Raw genomic sequence first — 16,226 nt, forward strand, 5'->3', positions numbered from 1 at the left:
CACAGCCCGGGAGCATTCCGGCGTTCCCACCATGACTATAGTGTAGGATTCAGTCTTTGGAATCAATGGTTTGATGCAAATCATTGTTTCGATTCACTTTTTGCGTCGTCGGCTGATCAGCCCTCTGATAGGTTAGCCGCTTGCCTTTGGCGCTTCACGTTTTTATGGATGATGGTGCCAGCGTGGCAGCCTTCAGAGCATTCACCAGCATCGTATGGGCTTGGCCGGTGTTGCGGTCAACCAACGCCAGCACTTTGTGTTTGTGATGGTAGCCCCGACCTTTCTTCCCGTCCTTCGGCTTGATGCTTCGGTCTTGACCGATGAACGTTTTGTTCACCTCGACCGCACCGCTATGCTCACCGAACGGCTCCAGGTCCCCGAGCCGCATTACCTCACGCAGTCGATGCACCATGAGCCATGCGGACTTGTACGTGATCTTCAGCTAGCTTGTGGGCGCTCATGCCCTTCTTGTCTTGTTGGATCGGAGAAGGTAAGCCGCTTGGAACCACTTGTGCAGCAGGTGTGGCTGGACTCGAGGACCGTTCCGACCTTTACCGTGAACTGCTTGTGGCCGTGACCGTATTTGTGTAGGCCCATCCGAACCATCCGAACCTTCTTCTCCGGGGTCGGGTCGATTTTGTAGATATTCTCCATGCTGTCGCAGTGAGGGCAGACCGGACCCTTGGGCCACATGATCGCCTCTAAGTTCGCGAATGCGACGATGTCGTCATGGAAGTAGGGGGTGATCAGAACGCTCAACGCGACTCTCCGATCCTTATAGAAGGTCATAGCGAATCGGCTGGGTTTGTCAGGTATGTAGTCGCCAAAAAAAGAAGCCGGGCCAGGGTGTTGCTCCCTGGCCCGGCCCGCAAGCCGCGTCGCCCGCGCCGCGCAGAATACGCCTTAGGCGTAGCGCGCGATGTCGAAGGCGCCGTGCGGCTTGGTCTTGAAATAGGGCGTGTCGGTTGCTTCGACTCCCCCCTTCGGCGGTACGGCAAGCTCCGCCTTCTCCTTCGCGACGCGGCGGATTTCGGTTCGGGTGATCCCGACATCACGCAACATCTCAGGCGATAGCTCGCCGAGTTCGCGGCGGACGCGGGCCCGCACACGCGCGCGGGCGAGGGCCGGCAATGCGCGTGTCAGGGCGTGTTGCAGCCGGCTGCGTAGGCTGCGCACCGTGTCTGCCCGGGCCGCGTGCGTGCGACGCGCCAAGCGGTTCGCATCGACATCGGTGGCCTGCTCGCGCTGGGCAATCTGCTCGACTGCGTGTACGCGCGCGTGGACCAGTTGGTCCTGTTCGCTTTGGGTGAATCGCGCCATGGTGTTTCCCCATCTTGGAAGATCGTGATGAACGGTTTCCAGACGGGCACCCACGTCCCGAGACGCAATCATCACAAGCCGTCGATATCTCATCCGCGGCTCAATCGATCGCGCCCAGCCCCGTGAACCGTGGCCTTCGGTGCGCGGGCGTCCTTCCTTCATCCTGCTAGCCGTATAGATGGCCCTACTGATTATAGGGACACAGCGCAGTTTTCGCAGCGCAGTAATGACTGTGCTGCAGAGCCACATCGTCGCAGGATAGGCGCGTTATGGGTCTGCTTTGAAATAACGGGTCGAACTGCCGCAGGGCTTGGCTCGGATTACAGCACCCGGCGCGGGAACCGTCTAAAGAGTGGCGCTTCGAAGTCCTGACGGCCTTGAACGGTGGGACAAGGCCCGATCGCCCAGAACGGGGAGAGCTGCTTACCCGAACGCCTTGAAGCCAATCAGGGTAAAGGTGTCGGCAATCCCCGGAAGGGTCTGGACCTTCTTGTTCACGAAATGGCCGATGTCCGCCTCATCCGGGAGGTAACACTTCACCATCAGGTCGAACTGGCCGGAGATCGAGTGCACCTCAGACACCTCCTCGACCTGCTGGATCAGATCGTCGGCGACCTCATAGGCCTTGCCCAGGTCGCACTTCACCTGGATGAAGATGGTCTTCATGAACGGGCCCTCGTGGCCGGTTGAAAGACACGGCACGCCGCAAGACTAGCCAACGGATCGCCGGTCCCCAAGAGGATAGTTGACACCGCCAATCCGTTGGATCTCCGCGATTAGGCGGTGGCGCGCTGTGGCACGGGTTTCAGCAGGAAGGCCGGCGTGTGGTCGCCAAACGGCTTGGACTGCCGGCCGTTGGACGCTTGATCGGTCCGTTCGCCCCGCTTGTCCTTGCCGCCACCCTTCTGTTGGCCGTTCTTGTCGTCCGTCTTTGCAGGCGCCGTCTGCTGCGCCTCGCCTGTGCTCTCAGGCGCGTCAGCATTCGCGGCGACCGGCTTGTCGGCCTGTTTGGTCTTCCGTCCGCCGCGCTTGCTACGGCTGCGCCCCTTGCTTTTGCCGCCATCGGCCGGGGCGGCCTCGGGCGACTGTTGGGTGTCGGCACTTTCGACGGTTTCCGGTTGCGCGTCGTCGTTCGCGGCAGCCGGTTGCGCTGGTGACTCGGGGTCGCCCTGCGCACTGTCCGTTTCGGCCGTCGACGGCTGCGCCTCGGCATCTTGCGGGGCGGCTTGATCGGCGGTCTTGCGGGACTTGCTGCGCCCGCCACGGCGCCGACGCTTGCCGTTCTTGCTCTTGCCGCTGTCCTGCTGCTGTCCGCCGTCCTGTTGCCCAGCGTTCTGGTCCGCTTCGGCGGCTGGGGACTCGCTGCTATCGGCCGACGTCTCCTCGGGCACCGGGAGCTCGCCCTCGACCTCTTCCGGCTTCAGGATACGAACCTGCGGTACGTCGACCGTCGGGATGGCACGTTTCATTGCCCGTTCGATCGCAGCCAGCGACTTGCCGTCGGCCGGGGTGGCCAGCATGAACGCCTTGCCGGAGCGTCCCGCCCGACCGGTGCGGCCGATCCGGTGGACGTAGTCCTCCGCGTGGTTCGGGACGTCGTAGTTGAAGACGTGGGAAACCTTGGGCATGTCCAGCCCGCGCGCGGCCACGTCGGAGCAGACCAGAATGGCGATCTCGCCGTTCTTGAACTTCTCCAACGTCTCCATGCGCGAGGATTGCGCCATGTCCCCATGCAACTCAGCGGAGGCGAGGTCGCGCTTCTGCAGCGCCTTGTTGAGCGCGCTCACGTCGCGCTTGCGGTTGCAGAACACCAGCGCGCTCTGCACGTCCTCCTGATCCAGCAGCGCGTTCAGGGCCTTGCGCTTGTCGTGACCGGGGATGCGGAGCAGCCCCTGCGTCACCGTCTCCGCCGGGGAGGCGGGCGGGGCCACCGAAACTTCCTTCGGATTCATCAGAAACTGATCGGCCAGTCGCCGGATCTCCTTGGGCATCGTGGCGGAGAAGAACAGCGTCTGCCGAATCTTGGGCAGGCGGCCCACGATCTTCTCGACATCCGGGATGAAGCCCATGTCGAGCATCCGGTCGGCCTCATCGATCACCAGGATCTTGACGTCGGCCAACAGGATCTTGCCGCGCTCGAACAGGTCGAGCAGGCGGCCCGGGGTGGCGATCAGGACATCGACGCCGCGGTCGAGCTTCGCTTCCTGCTCGCTCATCGAGGAGCCGCCGATCAGCAGCGCCTTGGACAGCTTGTGGTACTTGCCGTAGCGCTCAAAACTCTCGCCCACCTGGGCAGCCAGTTCGCGCGTCGGTGCCAGGATCAGCGAGCGCGGCATGCGCGCCTTGGCACGGCCTTCCGCCAGAATGTCGATCATGGGCAGCACGAAACCGGCGGTCTTGCCGGTGCCCGTCTGGGCGCAGCCCAGAACGTCGCGGCCCATCAGGACGTAGGGGATGGCCTTTTCTTGGATTGGCGTCGGGCTCGAGTAGCCGCTGTCGGACAGGGCGTCGAGAACTTCGGAACTAAGACCGAGGTCTTTAAAACTCATGCAGATTTTTCTTTAAACCGGATGGAACCGGGCACGATTGCCCGTGTGCTTGATCCGCCTTTCAGGTGGCCGCTGTGTATCGGAAATCAAGCCGTACTGTCAATCGAAAGGCTAGCAGTGCCGCGCGTTCCAGGACCGTGATGGCCTTGGCCGGGGGCGTGTTGTGCCCTAGCATTGCAGAACTTGCTTGCCGTTCGTTGATCCCGAACGGTTCTTTCCCGTTCGGATTGGAGTGACAATGCTTTTAAGTGCCCGCGACGGACTGCTCGTGGTCGTTGATATGCAGGCGCGGTTGGTTCCGGTTCTGAGCGACCCGGATCACGTGCAGGCCCGGGTGCAGTTCCTGTTGCGCGCCGCGGGCCAGCTGCAGGTTCCGGTCGTCGCCAGCGAACAGTATCCAAAGGGGCTGGGGCCTACGGTGCCGGAGGTTGCGGACTATTTGCCGGAAGGCGCGGTGGTCGAGAAGATGACCTTCTCGGCGATGCGTGAGCCGGCGTTTCGCGAGGCGCTGGAAGCGCGTGCGGCTGGGCGCCGACAAGCGGTCGTCTGCGGCGCTGAGACGCACGTCTGCGTGCTGCAGACCGCCGCCGAGTTGCAGGCGGCGGGCTATGCGACGACCTTGGTGGCCGATGCCGTGGGCTCGCGCCGCGAGAATGACCGCATCGCCGGGTTGGATCGGCTGCGCGACCTGGGCTGTCAGATCGCGACCAGCGAGATGGTGGTGTTCGAGTGGTTGGAACGGGCGGGTACCGATGCCTTCCGCCGACTGGCGCCGCTGATCAAATAGTCTTATCTGATCGAGCCATGACCGACTCTCAAGTTGAGACGCCAGCGCGCGATCTGATCGCGCGCGCCGAAGCTTTCGCCATGCAGGCCCACGCCGGCCAGACCCGCAAGGGCGCAGCAGGGGAACCCTATGTCGTGCACCTGGCCGAGGTTGCGAGCCTGACGCGCGCATTCGGCGGCAGTGATGCCACGGTGGCCGCTGCTTGGCTGCACGACTGCATCGAGGATTGTGCGGTGGTCGACGCGGAGATTCGCGCGGCTTTCGGCGATACGGTGGCCGAGCTGGTCGGCGAGCTGACCGATCCGCCGCGCACGCCGCGGGCGGAGCGTCGGCGCTTGCAGGTCCAGGAAGCCCCAGAGAAGAGCCCGCAGGCGACTTTGATCAAGATTGCCGATAAGACCAGCAATCTACGCTCGGTTGCGATGTCGCCGCCCCGGGGATGGGACGCGGCACGCAAGTTGGCCTACGTGCGTTGGGGGGTCGCTGTGGTCGCCGAGTTGCCGGACCTGCCGGGGCCGGCGCTGGCCACCTTCCTGGATGTGGTTGAAACCGCCCGGCGGGCGTGCGCCGGCCCGCAAGACGCGGACGCCTGGGCGACCCGTCGTCGGGCGGTTGGCGACCGCGCGGTGCTGAGCGAACTCGCGGAGGACGCTCAGGGCGGCTACTGATCTGGGGCGCGGCTGGCCGCCTGTGCCGGGCCGCCTTTACGCGTGTTCGTCCATGAAGCTGCGAATGCGCGGCAGGATCGAGTTGTGGAAGCGCTTGCCGGCGAAAGAGCCGTAGTGGCCGGCGCCTTCTTCTAGATGGTGTGCCTTTTTGGAGTCCGGCAGGCCGCGCAGCAGGTCGAGGGCGGCTACCGTCTGGCCGGGGGCGGAGATGTCGTCGCGGCCGCCCTCGACCGTCAGGGTCGCGGTCTCGGTTACGTAGGACGGGTCGACCGGTTGATCGTGCCAGGTCATGTTGCCGCACGCGAGTTCGCGGCGCTTAAACACGCGGTCGATCGTTTCGAGATAGAATGCGCTGTCCATGTCCAGCACCGACAGGTACTCGTCGTAGAAGTCGGTCAGACGCTGGGCCGAGGCATGGTCGCCACGTAACCGGTCGTAGAACAGGTTGGCATGCTGTTCCAGGTGACGGTCCGGGTTCATCGCCATGAACCCCGCGAGCTGCAGATAGCCGGGGTAGACGCCGCGACCGGCGCCGGGGTGCGAGAACGGGACCTTGTGGATGACGTTACGTTCGAACCACTCCATGGAATGGCGCCCGGCAAGCTCGGTCACTTCGGTCGGGGCGGCCGCGGGATCGATCGGTCCGCTCATCAGGGTCATGCTACGCGGCTGGTGCGGCAGGCCCTGTTGCGCGATCAGCGACACGGCCGCCAGCAGCGGCACGGTGGGCTGACACACCGCGACGGTGTGGAAGCCCTGCTCGCCGGCCAGTTCGTGCGTCTGGCGCAGGAAATCCATCAGGTAGGCGGTGTATTCGTCGAGGCCGAAGCTGCCCTGGCTGAGCGGTACCTGACTGGCACAGGTCCAGTCGGTGATCAGCACTTCGTCCTCTTCGATGAACGCGTCGACCGTGTCGCGCAGTAGCGTGGCGTGGTGCCCGGACAAAGGAGCCACCAGCAGGATCTTGCGCCCATCGGTCCTGCCGTAGCGGTTGGCGAAGTGCAGCAGCTGGCAGAACGGCTTCTCGTCGACGACCGTTTCCTCGATATCCAGACCGAAGTCCGGCTTGGCGTAGGTTCGGGTGACCCGGCCCACCATCTCCAACGAGGCCTGCGCGAAGCGCGCCGGCGCGAAGAAGTTTGCGGCCGGCTGCAGCATCATTTGGCCGGTTTCGGCGGCGAGGTTGAGAGGCTCCAGCATGCGTTGGCGCATGTGGTGCAGGGTGTAGATCATCGAGCCGCACCTTTCTTCGTGCAGGCAGTCCCGGTCGTTGCAGGTGGCGGAGAAACCGTTCCGGGACCGCGAGATCGCACCGCTTGCGAATGGAGCAGTGCGACGCGTTGATTAGGGCTCAAGGCATCGCCGTTCGACCCAATTGCGACGCATTGCACGTTCGCAGGTGCACAGCGACGGAACGGCCACGACCGGCTGGCCCGGCGCGCCGCCCCAAGGCCGCACGCATTAGCGTAGGGCCACAAGGAAGACTCGCATAGCATGCGCCGAATTCCACGTCACCCATTGTGCGCTGCCGAACGAGAGCCCGATCGAGCTCGGAAAGCGCCGACCCTTAAAGCCGGCCCCGTTTCATCAGCGACGATCCCTATGTTGGGCGGGGTCGGAAAACGGAGGCGATTCCGTGTTCGGGCCATTCCGGTCTCCTTCACGACGCATGATCTGATTGCCTCAGATGTGCGTGTCGTTCGAGGGTAGGTTGAAGATCAAACTCTAATAAAATTTTAAAGCAGCCCGAGCCGGGTCCACCGCGCGCGACAGCCGCCGCAACAGCTGGCGCGCTGCGGGATGACAGACGCTGTGCTTCGGCCATCGCGCCAAATCGTAGGCGCTGTCTGCTGGTGCGTACCGGTGAGCGGAACGCGCGCGCCGTTCGTCTGCGGCAGGTCCGCTTACCAACCTCATGGCGATACTTGACCCGCGGTCGTAGCAGGAAAGTGTAGGAGGTAAGCAAAGCGTGCGCGCGCCAGGTCAGTGAGAGAGCAAGAAAGGCTAATGTCGTTTCGGTTAATCTAAAGCTCTGCGGCAGAATTTAAAAAAAATTTTAGCAAAATTTCTCACTGAGGATGGGCTCTTGGTTGTACACAACCATTGTGTCTAAGCCTTTTGGGGCACTAAACGTTTTTCGTGTACGCCTAATTGGCGAGTAGATGTGTTTTTTGTCATCGCCGGGTCGTGGTTCGGCGGATGAGTGGCGTTTGAATTTTTTATCCTGCGACAAGGTTGCGAGTTGTAACTTCTTCGCCGTTTGCCGCTGAGCGCGCATGCGAGTGTCACTGGTCAGTCCACTGTGTTTTGAGTTTATTTATATATCTCTCATGAGGAATTAAATATTAACCAAATTATGACCGGAAGCATGAGGGGTTGACCTTTTATGCAGGGGGGAGATCATTGATACATATAGTACGAGATTGGAGAGGCGTCTTGGAAACCCGGATTGACGAGCAGGAATTATTGGATGGGCTGCCGGTGCCGCTCGTTATAACGGGGCCAGATGGTCGTGTGTTATCTGAGAACACTGCCGCGCAGCAGATCGATCTTGGCCGCCACGTTACGGATGGATGTGCCATTCAGCGAGCGGAGCTTGTCAGTCCGCCGAGCAACCTGCTGCGCGAGGTGCATCGTCGGGGCCGGGAGTTTGCCCAGCTCGTCCAACGCGACGGTACCGTGGTGGAGGTCTTCCTGAGGCGCTGCGACGTCAGCCTCGGCGGTCGTCAGGTCACGGCTGTGATGGCCGAAGACGCGGGGTGGTACATCTGGGAAAAGCGCCGGACGGAGCGCGAGCATAACCTGCTGGTCGGCGTTTTCGACACGATTGACGACATGCTGCTTGTGCTCGACGACAAGCTCACGGTGCTAAGAGCCAGCCAGGCTTATCTCTCGGCTTTCCAGGTCGAGGAGGCAGACGTCGTCGGCAATCCGCTGGCGTTTATTCACAATGGCCTGTGGGATCAACGGGCGCTGTTGTCCAAGCTGGCGAGCGTTGTGCCCGCGGAAGGGGAGGTGCTGGATTATGAATGCAGCGCCAGTTTGCCCGACCGTGGCCCCCGGGACTTGCAGATCAGCGCGCGCAAGATCCATCGCGCCGGCAACGGGACGCGTACGCTGCTGATGACCGTGCGCGACGTGACCGGCGTTCAGCAGCGTCAGGACGAAGTGCTGCGACGCGCCAAGCTGGATGCGATGGGGAACTTAGCCGGCGGATTGGCGCACGACATCAACAACCGGTTGCAGCCGGTGATGACCTACGCCCAGCTGGCGGCAAGAAATCCCGATACGCCCAAGCTCGCGCAGTGGATGCGCCAGATCGAGACGAACGCCCGCAAGGCGCGCAACGTGGTGCGCAACGTCCTGGCGTTCGCGCGGAAGTCTCCGGTGGAAGGCACGCTCATCAGTCTGGCAGCCGCCACAATGCGGGAGGTCGAGGAAATCCGGGACGAGATGCCCGACACGATCTGCATCCGCACTTCTATCGACCCGGACGTTCCCGCGGTCGAGAGCGATACCGGGGAGCTTGAGCAGATCCTCGATAACTTAACGAGTAATGCGCGCCACGCCATGCCGTCCGGCGGCATTCTCACGATTGGGGTCGCGCATGTGAGTATCGACCAGGGCGTGGCCGAGCGCGAGTCCTTGGCGCCGGGGGAGTATGTACGCCTCAGCGTCGAGGATCAGGGCTGCGGTATTTCTGCAGAACACCAGGGGCGTATTTTCGACCCCTTCTTTACGACCAAGGAAGTCGGTCGCGGGACGGGTCTTGGCCTGTCCATCGTGCACGGACTCGTGACCGGGCGTGGCGGGCAGGTCCGCGTGCGTTCCGAGCAGGACCGTGGCACCCGCTTCGACCTGTACTTCCCTGTTGCCGATGCCGACGGGCGATAAACCACCACTGTCTTGGCGAGGGAGTCGAACCGTGGCGAATATATTGTTGATCGAAGACCACCGCGTCGTGCGCGATGCGTTGAGCGACGCTTTGGAAAGCGTGGGGCACACCGTCGTCCCAGCTGAAAATGGCGACATCGGCCTGGAAGAGATCGCGCATCGCGATGTCGACATCGTTGTCACCGACCTGCTGATGCCCGAACGCGATGGGTTCGAGGTGTTGAAGCAACTGCACGGGCACAAGCCGGAACTGCCGGTGGTCGTGCTGTCCGGTGGCGGGTCGATGCGTGGGCCGGATCTTCTCGAGATGGCTCGTGCGCTCAAAGCCGACGTCACGCTGGCCAAGCCCGTTGACAGCGACGAATTGCTGGCAGCGGTGGATTACTTGATGAAGCGGGGGGCTGCGCCGGCGGTGACCGCGCAGCTTCGCTAGCCGACGCGTCTTTCTGGAACCTGCAATGTCCATAACTCCTTCTGAGGATTGGAGCGTCAGTCCCATGTCGTACCTGCTGTATGCGCCGAAACCCTTCTGTTTCGGTGAGAAGGTGCGGGAAATTGCTGCGCGGCGCGGCCGCGCGGTGCATACCGTGCGCAGTTCCGACAACCTGTTCCGGAAGCTTGATGCCGACTATGCGAAGGTCCTGCTGATCAGTCCCGAGGGCCTGCGCCAGGCGCCGATAGGATTCTCGGAAGTGCTGACCCGGATCAGCGACAACCTGATCGTGGTCGTTTTCGTTGACCCCGGCCAGTTGCAGGCGCCGGGGGCGCCAGATCTGGACTTCGCAGCGGCCATCTTGACGACCACCGATGCCGTCGAGCATGTGGCCTGGATCCTGGAGCGGCTGTTCGACCAGCCGATGCTGGCGGCGGGGGAAGTGGCGACTGGCCACTTGCAGCAGAACAGCATCCTTGCCCCCGAGGGCCTGGACGACTCGTTGTCCAGCGATCCGATCGACGATCAACTGATGGCGCTCGAACTGGCACGCAAGCAGACCGCCGCCGGCGTGCCCACGGCGGCCTTGCGGCTCAGTGCTTATCGGGACACCTATCCGGTCACCTACATTTCCGCCGGGATCCGAGATATCACGGGGCTGCTGCCGCATACGCTCATCGGCCGGTCGCTCTACAGCCTGGCCGATTCCGCCCGGACACCGGGGGCGGAGATCGGAAGGCTGCGGGATGCGTTGGAGCAACGGCGGGCCGTTGCGGTCACGCTCGCGATGGCCGAGGACAACCGGCAGCCGACAAGCGTTCGCCTTCAGATGCGTCCCTATTACAGCACCTGGGGCATCTTGCAGAGCTTTGTCGGACTGCTCTGGGCTCGGCAGGGAAATTCGGACGTCACGGATATGGTTGGCGGGTCTTGGTGGGGGACGTCGTGCGCCTGCGCGTCGAATGATCGCTAAGGCCCGGATGATGGCAAACAGGATCGTGTCAGGACTCAGTTTCCGGGCACGAGGATGAGGGATGGTATGATGAGTGATGCCGAGGGGAAGGCGCAGGCTGTGGCCCCAGACACCCGTTGTGAAGTGCCATCGCGCTTCACGCAGCAGGCGGATGTGTGCAGTGCCTTGCCCGTGGCGAATAGCGATGCGCTCGCCCGACTGGAGGCCGAGAACGATATGCTGCGCCAGCTGCTCGCGGCGATCGTCGAGTCCGCTGGGCATCCGACCCCGGGCGGTCGGGACGGCCAGCAATATGTCGCCCCGGTTCCGACCGACCTGCTCGAACGGGCCGCCGCCGCAGGTGCCCATGAAACCACCGGGCACGGAGCGGACATTACCGCGTCGCTGAACCGGGATGAGCTGCGGCACCTGCTTGCGCAGTTGCTTTAGGCGACGATGTCGATCTACCGCTCCCGCATATGTCTGGGGGCGCCGCGCTGGCGGTATGGGACCGACGGTGTGGGAGCGTGCGGGCGGCGGCCGTGGTCAGCTGTCCTGGGATCAATGCGGGCATGTCTCGAGCCGATCGGACGTGCACAGCTGGTTGAGTAGCGTTTGGGTTGCTGCTTGTTATCCCGAAAGGGATGTAACCCGTATTAGGTATTCATTTCATTTCAAGCAGATCTTTGGTCAAAAAGCGTCGTATTGTGCTCTAATAATAAATGGTTGCTTGCCGTTTCATTTATAAGCGGGTTAGGCTTAACGGTCAGGTTCTCCTGAAATTTGGTCGGATCGGCAGGTCGGGAGCCGGTCCGCAAGATTGCAATAAAGAACGGGCGACAGCCCGCGCCAGGGGGAGACGGAGACAGGGAGGGTGGCGTGCGTGTTCGGTTCGCCGGCCTGTTCATCGCCATCGGGCTTGCGTTCGCGGCTTGCGGCGCGGTGCCGCCCGCGGCGCCCTACGACCCGATCATTCAGGACACGGCAACAAAGTTCGACAGGGCCTTTCAGACGTTCGTCATCAAGCTGAATCGCACCGCCGGGACGCCAGCCGGCGCATACGCAAGCCACCAGGACTTTTACGACACGTGGCGCGGGGAGCTTGCGCATCTGCGTAATCGCGCGGTCGCGACCGACCCAGCGGATGCCTGCCCTTTGTCCGGCGCCACGGCGGAGGCGTTCGCGGATCTGGCGCAAACCTCCGGGGCGCTCGGTGGACAGGCGCTGGGGGCAGGCGGCGACCTTGCGGAGCTGATCGAGGTTGCGCTGAGCCGGGTCGCGGCCAGGCTCGATGCGCTGTCGGCAGAGCTGAACCAACCCCCCGGAACCCTGACGCCCAGCCAGATCGAGACCCTGCGTGCCAAGCGCGCGGCATGGACAGCGAAGCGCGCCCGATTGCAGGGCGTCGCGAACGCCATGGCGGTATCGCAGGTGTCGGCGCCCGAAGGCGGCTGTTCGACCATCGTGGTCGCCAAACTCGATCAGCAGTTCACCGATTTCGAGCGCTTTCACCAGGCGCAGGGCGCGATCGGCGTACCCGCACGGGCGCAGGCCCCGGTTATTCTGATGAACGTGACCATCCAGAACGTGCTCAAGGTGCAGGCCGTCAAGCAGCAGAAGGCGGCGGCCGGGCTGCTGTAGTCCGGTCGCAACACGGTGCGGTGGCCCGGGAGGTGCCGGTCGATGTCCGAACTCACCTTCGAGGAGGTGTTCGATCCGATTGCTCAAGCAGCTGTCGGGGCGTTCAACGAGCTGCGCGATGGCGTGTGGGCTACGGTGAAGAACGTCGTCCTGTTGCAGCTGAAACAGATCGCGACCGCGATCGTCGACGTGGCCGCCGGCCTGACCGTCGAGCCGCCTTACTACACGGTCGCGGGGGCTCAGGTGCTGGTGCAGATGTGCGTGACCGCGGCCACTCAGACCATCGCGGCGGCGACCGAGCTGGTGATCACGGAAGTACAGGTTGCGATCAGGAAGATTCTGGATGCCGTGCGGGACACGATCACGCAGGCCGTTCAGGTGGTGCTGTTCTAAGGGAACGTTGGCCTGCCTCATAGGGCGCAACGGCAGTCATGGGGGATGCACGATGGCAGACACGATAATCGACCAGTTGGCGAAAGGGCTGAAGGCCGCAACCAGCTTGCAGATCACCACGGTAGTGGGGGACTTCATGGTCACCGTTCCGGAAAACGGGGCCTTCAAGGTGACGACCCAGTCGCCGCAGGACGTGAAGGGCATCCACACCCGCATCGATTTGTTGCAGGGCGACATCGGCACGATCGTCGATGGGAGTTTTTACGATCCCAACCAGCCAAGCCCGCTGCAGGCCCTGCATAGCGAGCAGGTCGCCAACGCCCAGAAGATCGTTCAGTCCAACGTCGAGTTGTTGGGCGAGCTGGCCGAATGGCTCGGCAATTCGGTCAACGCCGCCCTGACCAAAGAAACGTAGGCGGATCAGGCGATGCGTGTGCGAATGGTGGAGCGGATCAGATGAGCGAACGCAAGCTGTTCGCCGATAGCCTGCGGGATACGTTGTACGACGTGTTCAGCTTGGAGACGAACACGATCGTCTGTCGGGAGATCACGGCGCGCAGCATGCCCCCCACGCTCCATGCCGTGCTCGACATTGCGCAGGCCTACGCTGACTTCCTGGGGAAACGTGGGGTGCCGTGTGACAGCCTACCGGGACCGATCACGACGGCCCCGCGCACCTTCAACACTTTGGCCAAGGCCGCCCAGGAGCTGATTGAAGCCGACCGGCAGGGCGCGCTTGCCAAGCCGTTGGAGACAGCTGACCGGGGTGTTGTCCACCGGATCCGGCGCAGCTCCATCCACCTGTGCTTTGTACTGCTCCGGATCGCTGGCGTACTGGATCTGGCGCGCGGACAGGAAGCGGCCGCGCTCGACGATCTGGTGGGCTTGGTCGATGATAATTGTCCGCTTTGGAATGCCGACCGGGCACAGCTTTACGCCTTGCAGGTGCGTGGAAAGCTGCAGGAGATGGTGCTGCGCCCGCAGGATCGGGCAACGATCCGGAAGATCTGGGAGGTGCGTTGCGAGTACGTGACGATGCAAAGCGTCATTCAACTCGATGGGGACGTGGTCACCCGAGTGCAGGAAAGCTACGCAGGGCGCGAAAGCGATTGGTTGCATGACCTGCATCGCCGCGGTGTGGGCAGTTCGATCGGTATGTGGAGCCAGTTGGTGGCGACCGTTCGCGCGTTGGCCGAGGGGATCGGCCGCGGTTTGACGGCCGTTTTGAGGTCTTAGCCGGCCGCATCGTCACGGAGGTCAGGTCGATGGACGAGGCGGGTAGCGCGGTCTTTGCCGAGCGTGACGAGACGCCGGGTATCTGGCTGGTGCGCGACCTGCTGTTGGCAGGTGGGTTGACCATCGAGTCCGAGCTTCTGCGCGACGGGCAGCCGGTGCGCTACGCCCGGACGGTGGTAACGCTGGACGCCGACGTGGTCACCACTTTCCGTGCCGATGCGGCACGCGACGATGCCTTGGTCGCCGCGCATTTCGAACGCGTTCAACAGAAAGTGGACCGCTTGGGCGAGATGCCGAAGGCGATCCGTCTGGCCGCTACCTATGCCGCGTTCATTGCCGGGGTGGGGGCGTTCCTGCTCTCGGACGATCTGCCGGGCCTGTGGGCGGGGGACTTCGGCTGGCTACGGAACCTGGTGGTTGGCGGTGTGGCCGCCGCCATCGCACCGTTCGCGGTGCGTGCGTTGCTGCACTGGCTGGTACGTCGGCTGACGCGCGCACCGCGATGGTAATGCCTTGGGTTGGGATGTCACGACGCGTCGGACGGCTGGAGGAAGCCGTCCGCCCACAGCCGTAAAGCGCCCAGCACGCTTATAGCGCTGCTGCCAGCAGGGCGCGCATCTCCGTTGGCAACTTGATCAAATCATCACGGGTTTCTTTGAGTTTTGCGACCGCCGCGTGGAGGTTTTGCGTGTCCGTGCGCAGACGCACGGTTGCCTGCTCGAGATCGGCGGCGCCAGTGAGCAGGGTCGACATGGCGTGTCGGGTCTGGGCAGGCGTACCGATTGCGTTCGAAACGTTAGCCCGGTGGTAGGCGCTGTGAGCGGTGACTGGGTGTGAGGGGTGGTTCGACGGGGCGACCATCGCGTCCTGCGGATCCACCTCGGCCGGGGTGAAGTTGGTCATCGGGTCGGCGTCTTGATGGGCGGCGAATTGCGGAACGACCTTACCCGCATTGAAGTCGATGGCGATGAGCTGGCCCATGGTTGGGGTCCTTGAACGACGTTGCGATGTCGACAGTAATGCCCGCAGACCGCTTCATCGGGTAGCTGTTTGAGGGTTAGGGGCACCGCGCCAAGGCATAGGCGCGAGACCGCGCATCTATCCTTTTGGTCTCTTCCGAACATACGGGCGCATTTTAATGCGACCGAACATTTGGGCGTGAAGGTTCTGCGGCGAGCCCGCCGGTCTCAAAACCGCACAGCATCACCTGTCTTGCCGTCTGCTTCGCACAACTGGTCTGTCGATCGATCCGTTTTTGGGCGTGTCGGCTTGACTCGTATGCGGGCTGTAGTGAAAAATAATGCGCGAGATCAAAAAAATTGCGCATGGATGTGCGCAGGAGTTTGCCGTGGCGAATGACATGTCGAACGGCTTGGACTCGATCAGCGATGCTGATCTCGCGGCGCGTGCGGCGTGGCTGCACTACGCCGGCGGGTTGACGCAGAGTGTGATCGCCCAGCGTTTCGGCATTTCCACGACGCGTGCGCACCGCATGATTGCCCGGGCGACCCGGGACGGGCTGATCCGCGTGTTCGTCGACGCCTCGGTGTCGAGTTGTATCGCGTTGGAGGACCGGCTTTGCGCCCGCTATGGCTTGGCGCACTGCACGGTAGCCCCCGACCTGGCGGAGACGACACCGACCCCGATGCGGGCGTTGGGGCAGGCGGGCGCCTCGCTGCTGATGCGGCTGATCGCCCAACATCCGGGCGAGGCGATTGGAATCGGCCACGGCACCACGCTGGCGGCGGCGGTTGAATACCTGCCTGGGTGCGAGGGCGGGGAGACCCGTTTTGTCTCGCTGCTCGGCGGGCTGACGCGCAAGTTCGCCGCCAACCCGTTCGACGTCATTCACAAGCTGGCCGAGAAGACCGGCGCCGAGGCGTTTTTGATGCCCGCCCCCCTGTTTGCCAATTCGGCCGACGACCGGCGCGTGATGATGGCGCAGGATGGCCTGCGCGAGATCATGAAGACGATCGAAAGCGTCCAGGTGAGCGTGGTCGGCATCGGCTCGGTCCAGCTGCCGGGCTCGCTTGCCCGGGCCAACGTCTTCGATCCCGATACCCCGCTCGACAAGCTGCAGGCCGAAGGGGCGCGCGCGGAAGTGCTCGGTCAGTTCCTGGATGCCAACGGGGCGCGAGTCCCTACCCCTTATGATGGGCGGGTGATGGCGGTCGACCTCGACGATCTGCGGGGCCGGGAGGTCTATGCGCTCGCAGGTGGCAGCAACAAAACGGAGGCGATCGATGCCGCGATGCTGAGCGGCGTCTTTACGGGATTGATCACGGACGAGGCGACAGCACGTCGGCTCGTCGACGATGTCGGCGCCAGAAATGACCCTGCCGGCCAATAAAAA

The 16,226-nt window shown here is 63.2% G+C and carries 19 protein-coding genes; 12 read left to right on the plus strand and 7 right to left on the minus strand.

What is annotated here, in order from left to right; genetic code table 11:
• Positions 1 to 154: 154 nt before the first annotated feature.
• The 5 genes from RHOSA_RS24205 to RHOSA_RS0109670 all read right to left on the minus strand — a co-directional run bounded on the left by RHOSA_RS24205 (position 155) and on the right by RHOSA_RS0109670 (position 3,869).
• Entirely contained in the window at positions 155 to 412 is a 258-nt protein-coding gene (locus RHOSA_RS24205) for a transposase (RefSeq protein ID WP_156092646.1), read from the minus strand.
• Positions 413 to 438: 26 nt separating this feature from the next.
• Positions 439 to 759, minus strand: coding sequence for a transposase (locus RHOSA_RS24210; RefSeq protein ID WP_169816620.1), 321 nt, complete (start codon positions 757 to 759; stop codon positions 439 to 441).
• A gap of 144 nt (positions 760 to 903) precedes the next feature.
• Entirely contained in the window at positions 904 to 1,320 is a 417-nt protein-coding gene (locus RHOSA_RS25410) for a YjiS-like domain-containing protein (protein WP_027288502.1), read from the minus strand.
• A gap of 423 nt (positions 1,321 to 1,743) precedes the next feature.
• Positions 1,744 to 1,986 carry an Lrp/AsnC ligand binding domain-containing protein gene (locus RHOSA_RS0109665; protein WP_027288503.1) on the minus strand — a complete coding sequence of 81 codons (243 nt, stop codon included), beginning with the start codon at positions 1,984 to 1,986 and terminating at the stop codon, positions 1,744 to 1,746.
• A gap of 110 nt (positions 1,987 to 2,096) precedes the next feature.
• Positions 2,097 to 3,869 (minus strand): DEAD/DEAH box helicase, encoded by a 1,773-nt coding sequence (locus tag RHOSA_RS0109670; protein WP_027288504.1) that lies wholly within the window; start codon positions 3,867 to 3,869, stop codon positions 2,097 to 2,099.
• Between the two features lie 238 nt (positions 3,870 to 4,107).
• Here RHOSA_RS0109670 and RHOSA_RS0109675 point away from each other — a divergent pair, with 238 nt between their 5' ends.
• Positions 4,108 to 4,656 carry a hydrolase gene (locus RHOSA_RS0109675; RefSeq protein WP_027288505.1) on the plus strand — a complete coding sequence of 183 codons (549 nt, stop codon included), beginning with the start codon at positions 4,108 to 4,110 and terminating at the stop codon, positions 4,654 to 4,656.
• A 17-nt stretch (positions 4,657 to 4,673) separates the two neighbouring features.
• Positions 4,674 to 5,324, plus strand: a complete 651-nt coding sequence (locus RHOSA_RS21670) for an HD domain-containing protein (protein WP_051432006.1) — start codon at positions 4,674 to 4,676, stop codon at positions 5,322 to 5,324.
• A gap of 36 nt (positions 5,325 to 5,360) precedes the next feature.
• Here the strand turns inward: RHOSA_RS21670 and phaZ are convergent, their stop codons facing one another.
• Positions 5,361 to 6,557, minus strand: a complete 1,197-nt coding sequence (gene phaZ, locus RHOSA_RS0109685; RefSeq protein ID WP_027288506.1) for a polyhydroxyalkanoate depolymerase — start codon at positions 6,555 to 6,557, stop codon at positions 5,361 to 5,363.
• Positions 6,558 to 7,760: 1,203 nt separating this feature from the next.
• On the opposite strand from phaZ, the gene RHOSA_RS24215 reads away from it, so the two are divergent.
• The 9 genes from RHOSA_RS24215 (at position 7,761) to RHOSA_RS0109730 (ending at position 14,382) form a co-directional block, all read left to right on the plus strand.
• Positions 7,761 to 9,218, plus strand: coding sequence for a two-component system sensor histidine kinase NtrB (locus RHOSA_RS24215; protein ID WP_027288507.1), 1,458 nt, complete (start codon positions 7,761 to 7,763; stop codon positions 9,216 to 9,218).
• Between the two features lie 31 nt (positions 9,219 to 9,249).
• Complete coding sequence (locus tag RHOSA_RS21680; RefSeq protein WP_169816621.1) at positions 9,250 to 9,651, plus strand: response regulator transcription factor; 402 nt, start codon at positions 9,250 to 9,252, stop codon at positions 9,649 to 9,651.
• 64 nt (positions 9,652 to 9,715) lie between these two features.
• Positions 9,716 to 10,624, plus strand: a complete 909-nt coding sequence (locus RHOSA_RS0109700; RefSeq protein ID WP_027288508.1) for a hypothetical protein — start codon at positions 9,716 to 9,718, stop codon at positions 10,622 to 10,624.
• A 66-nt stretch (positions 10,625 to 10,690) separates the two neighbouring features.
• Complete coding sequence (locus RHOSA_RS0109705; RefSeq protein WP_027288509.1) at positions 10,691 to 11,053, plus strand: hypothetical protein; 363 nt, start codon at positions 10,691 to 10,693, stop codon at positions 11,051 to 11,053.
• A gap of 333 nt (positions 11,054 to 11,386) precedes the next feature.
• Positions 11,387 to 12,244 carry a hypothetical protein gene (locus tag RHOSA_RS0109710; RefSeq protein WP_156092652.1) on the plus strand — a complete coding sequence of 286 codons (858 nt, stop codon included), beginning with the start codon at positions 11,387 to 11,389 and terminating at the stop codon, positions 12,242 to 12,244.
• Positions 12,245 to 12,286: 42 nt separating this feature from the next.
• Positions 12,287 to 12,637: a hypothetical protein gene (locus RHOSA_RS0109715; protein ID WP_027288511.1), complete on the plus strand. Its 351-nt coding sequence runs from the start codon at positions 12,287 to 12,289 to the stop codon at positions 12,635 to 12,637.
• Between the two features lie 52 nt (positions 12,638 to 12,689).
• A complete protein-coding gene (locus tag RHOSA_RS0109720; RefSeq protein ID WP_027288512.1) occupies positions 12,690 to 13,052 on the plus strand; it encodes a hypothetical protein in 363 nt (120 codons plus the stop codon).
• 41 nt (positions 13,053 to 13,093) lie between these two features.
• Entirely contained in the window at positions 13,094 to 13,873 is a 780-nt protein-coding gene (locus tag RHOSA_RS0109725) for a DUF8581 family protein (RefSeq protein ID WP_027288513.1), read from the plus strand.
• A gap of 29 nt (positions 13,874 to 13,902) precedes the next feature.
• Positions 13,903 to 14,382 carry a hypothetical protein gene (locus RHOSA_RS0109730; RefSeq protein ID WP_027288514.1) on the plus strand — a complete coding sequence of 160 codons (480 nt, stop codon included), beginning with the start codon at positions 13,903 to 13,905 and terminating at the stop codon, positions 14,380 to 14,382.
• Positions 14,383 to 14,461: 79 nt separating this feature from the next.
• On the opposite strand, the gene RHOSA_RS0109735 is transcribed toward RHOSA_RS0109730, so the two are convergent.
• On the minus strand, positions 14,462 to 14,854 hold the full coding sequence (locus tag RHOSA_RS0109735; RefSeq protein WP_027288515.1) for a hypothetical protein: 393 nt from the start codon (positions 14,852 to 14,854) through the stop codon (positions 14,462 to 14,464).
• A 367-nt stretch (positions 14,855 to 15,221) separates the two neighbouring features.
• Here RHOSA_RS0109735 and RHOSA_RS0109740 point away from each other — a divergent pair, with 367 nt between their 5' ends.
• Positions 15,222 to 16,223, plus strand: coding sequence for a sugar-binding transcriptional regulator (locus RHOSA_RS0109740; RefSeq protein ID WP_200371928.1), 1,002 nt, complete (start codon positions 15,222 to 15,224; stop codon positions 16,221 to 16,223).
• Positions 16,224 to 16,226 lie beyond the last annotated feature (3 nt).

The organism is Rhodovibrio salinarum DSM 9154, assembly GCF_000515255.1.
Classification (GTDB): Bacteria; Pseudomonadota; Alphaproteobacteria; order Kiloniellales; family Rhodovibrionaceae; genus Rhodovibrio; species Rhodovibrio salinarum.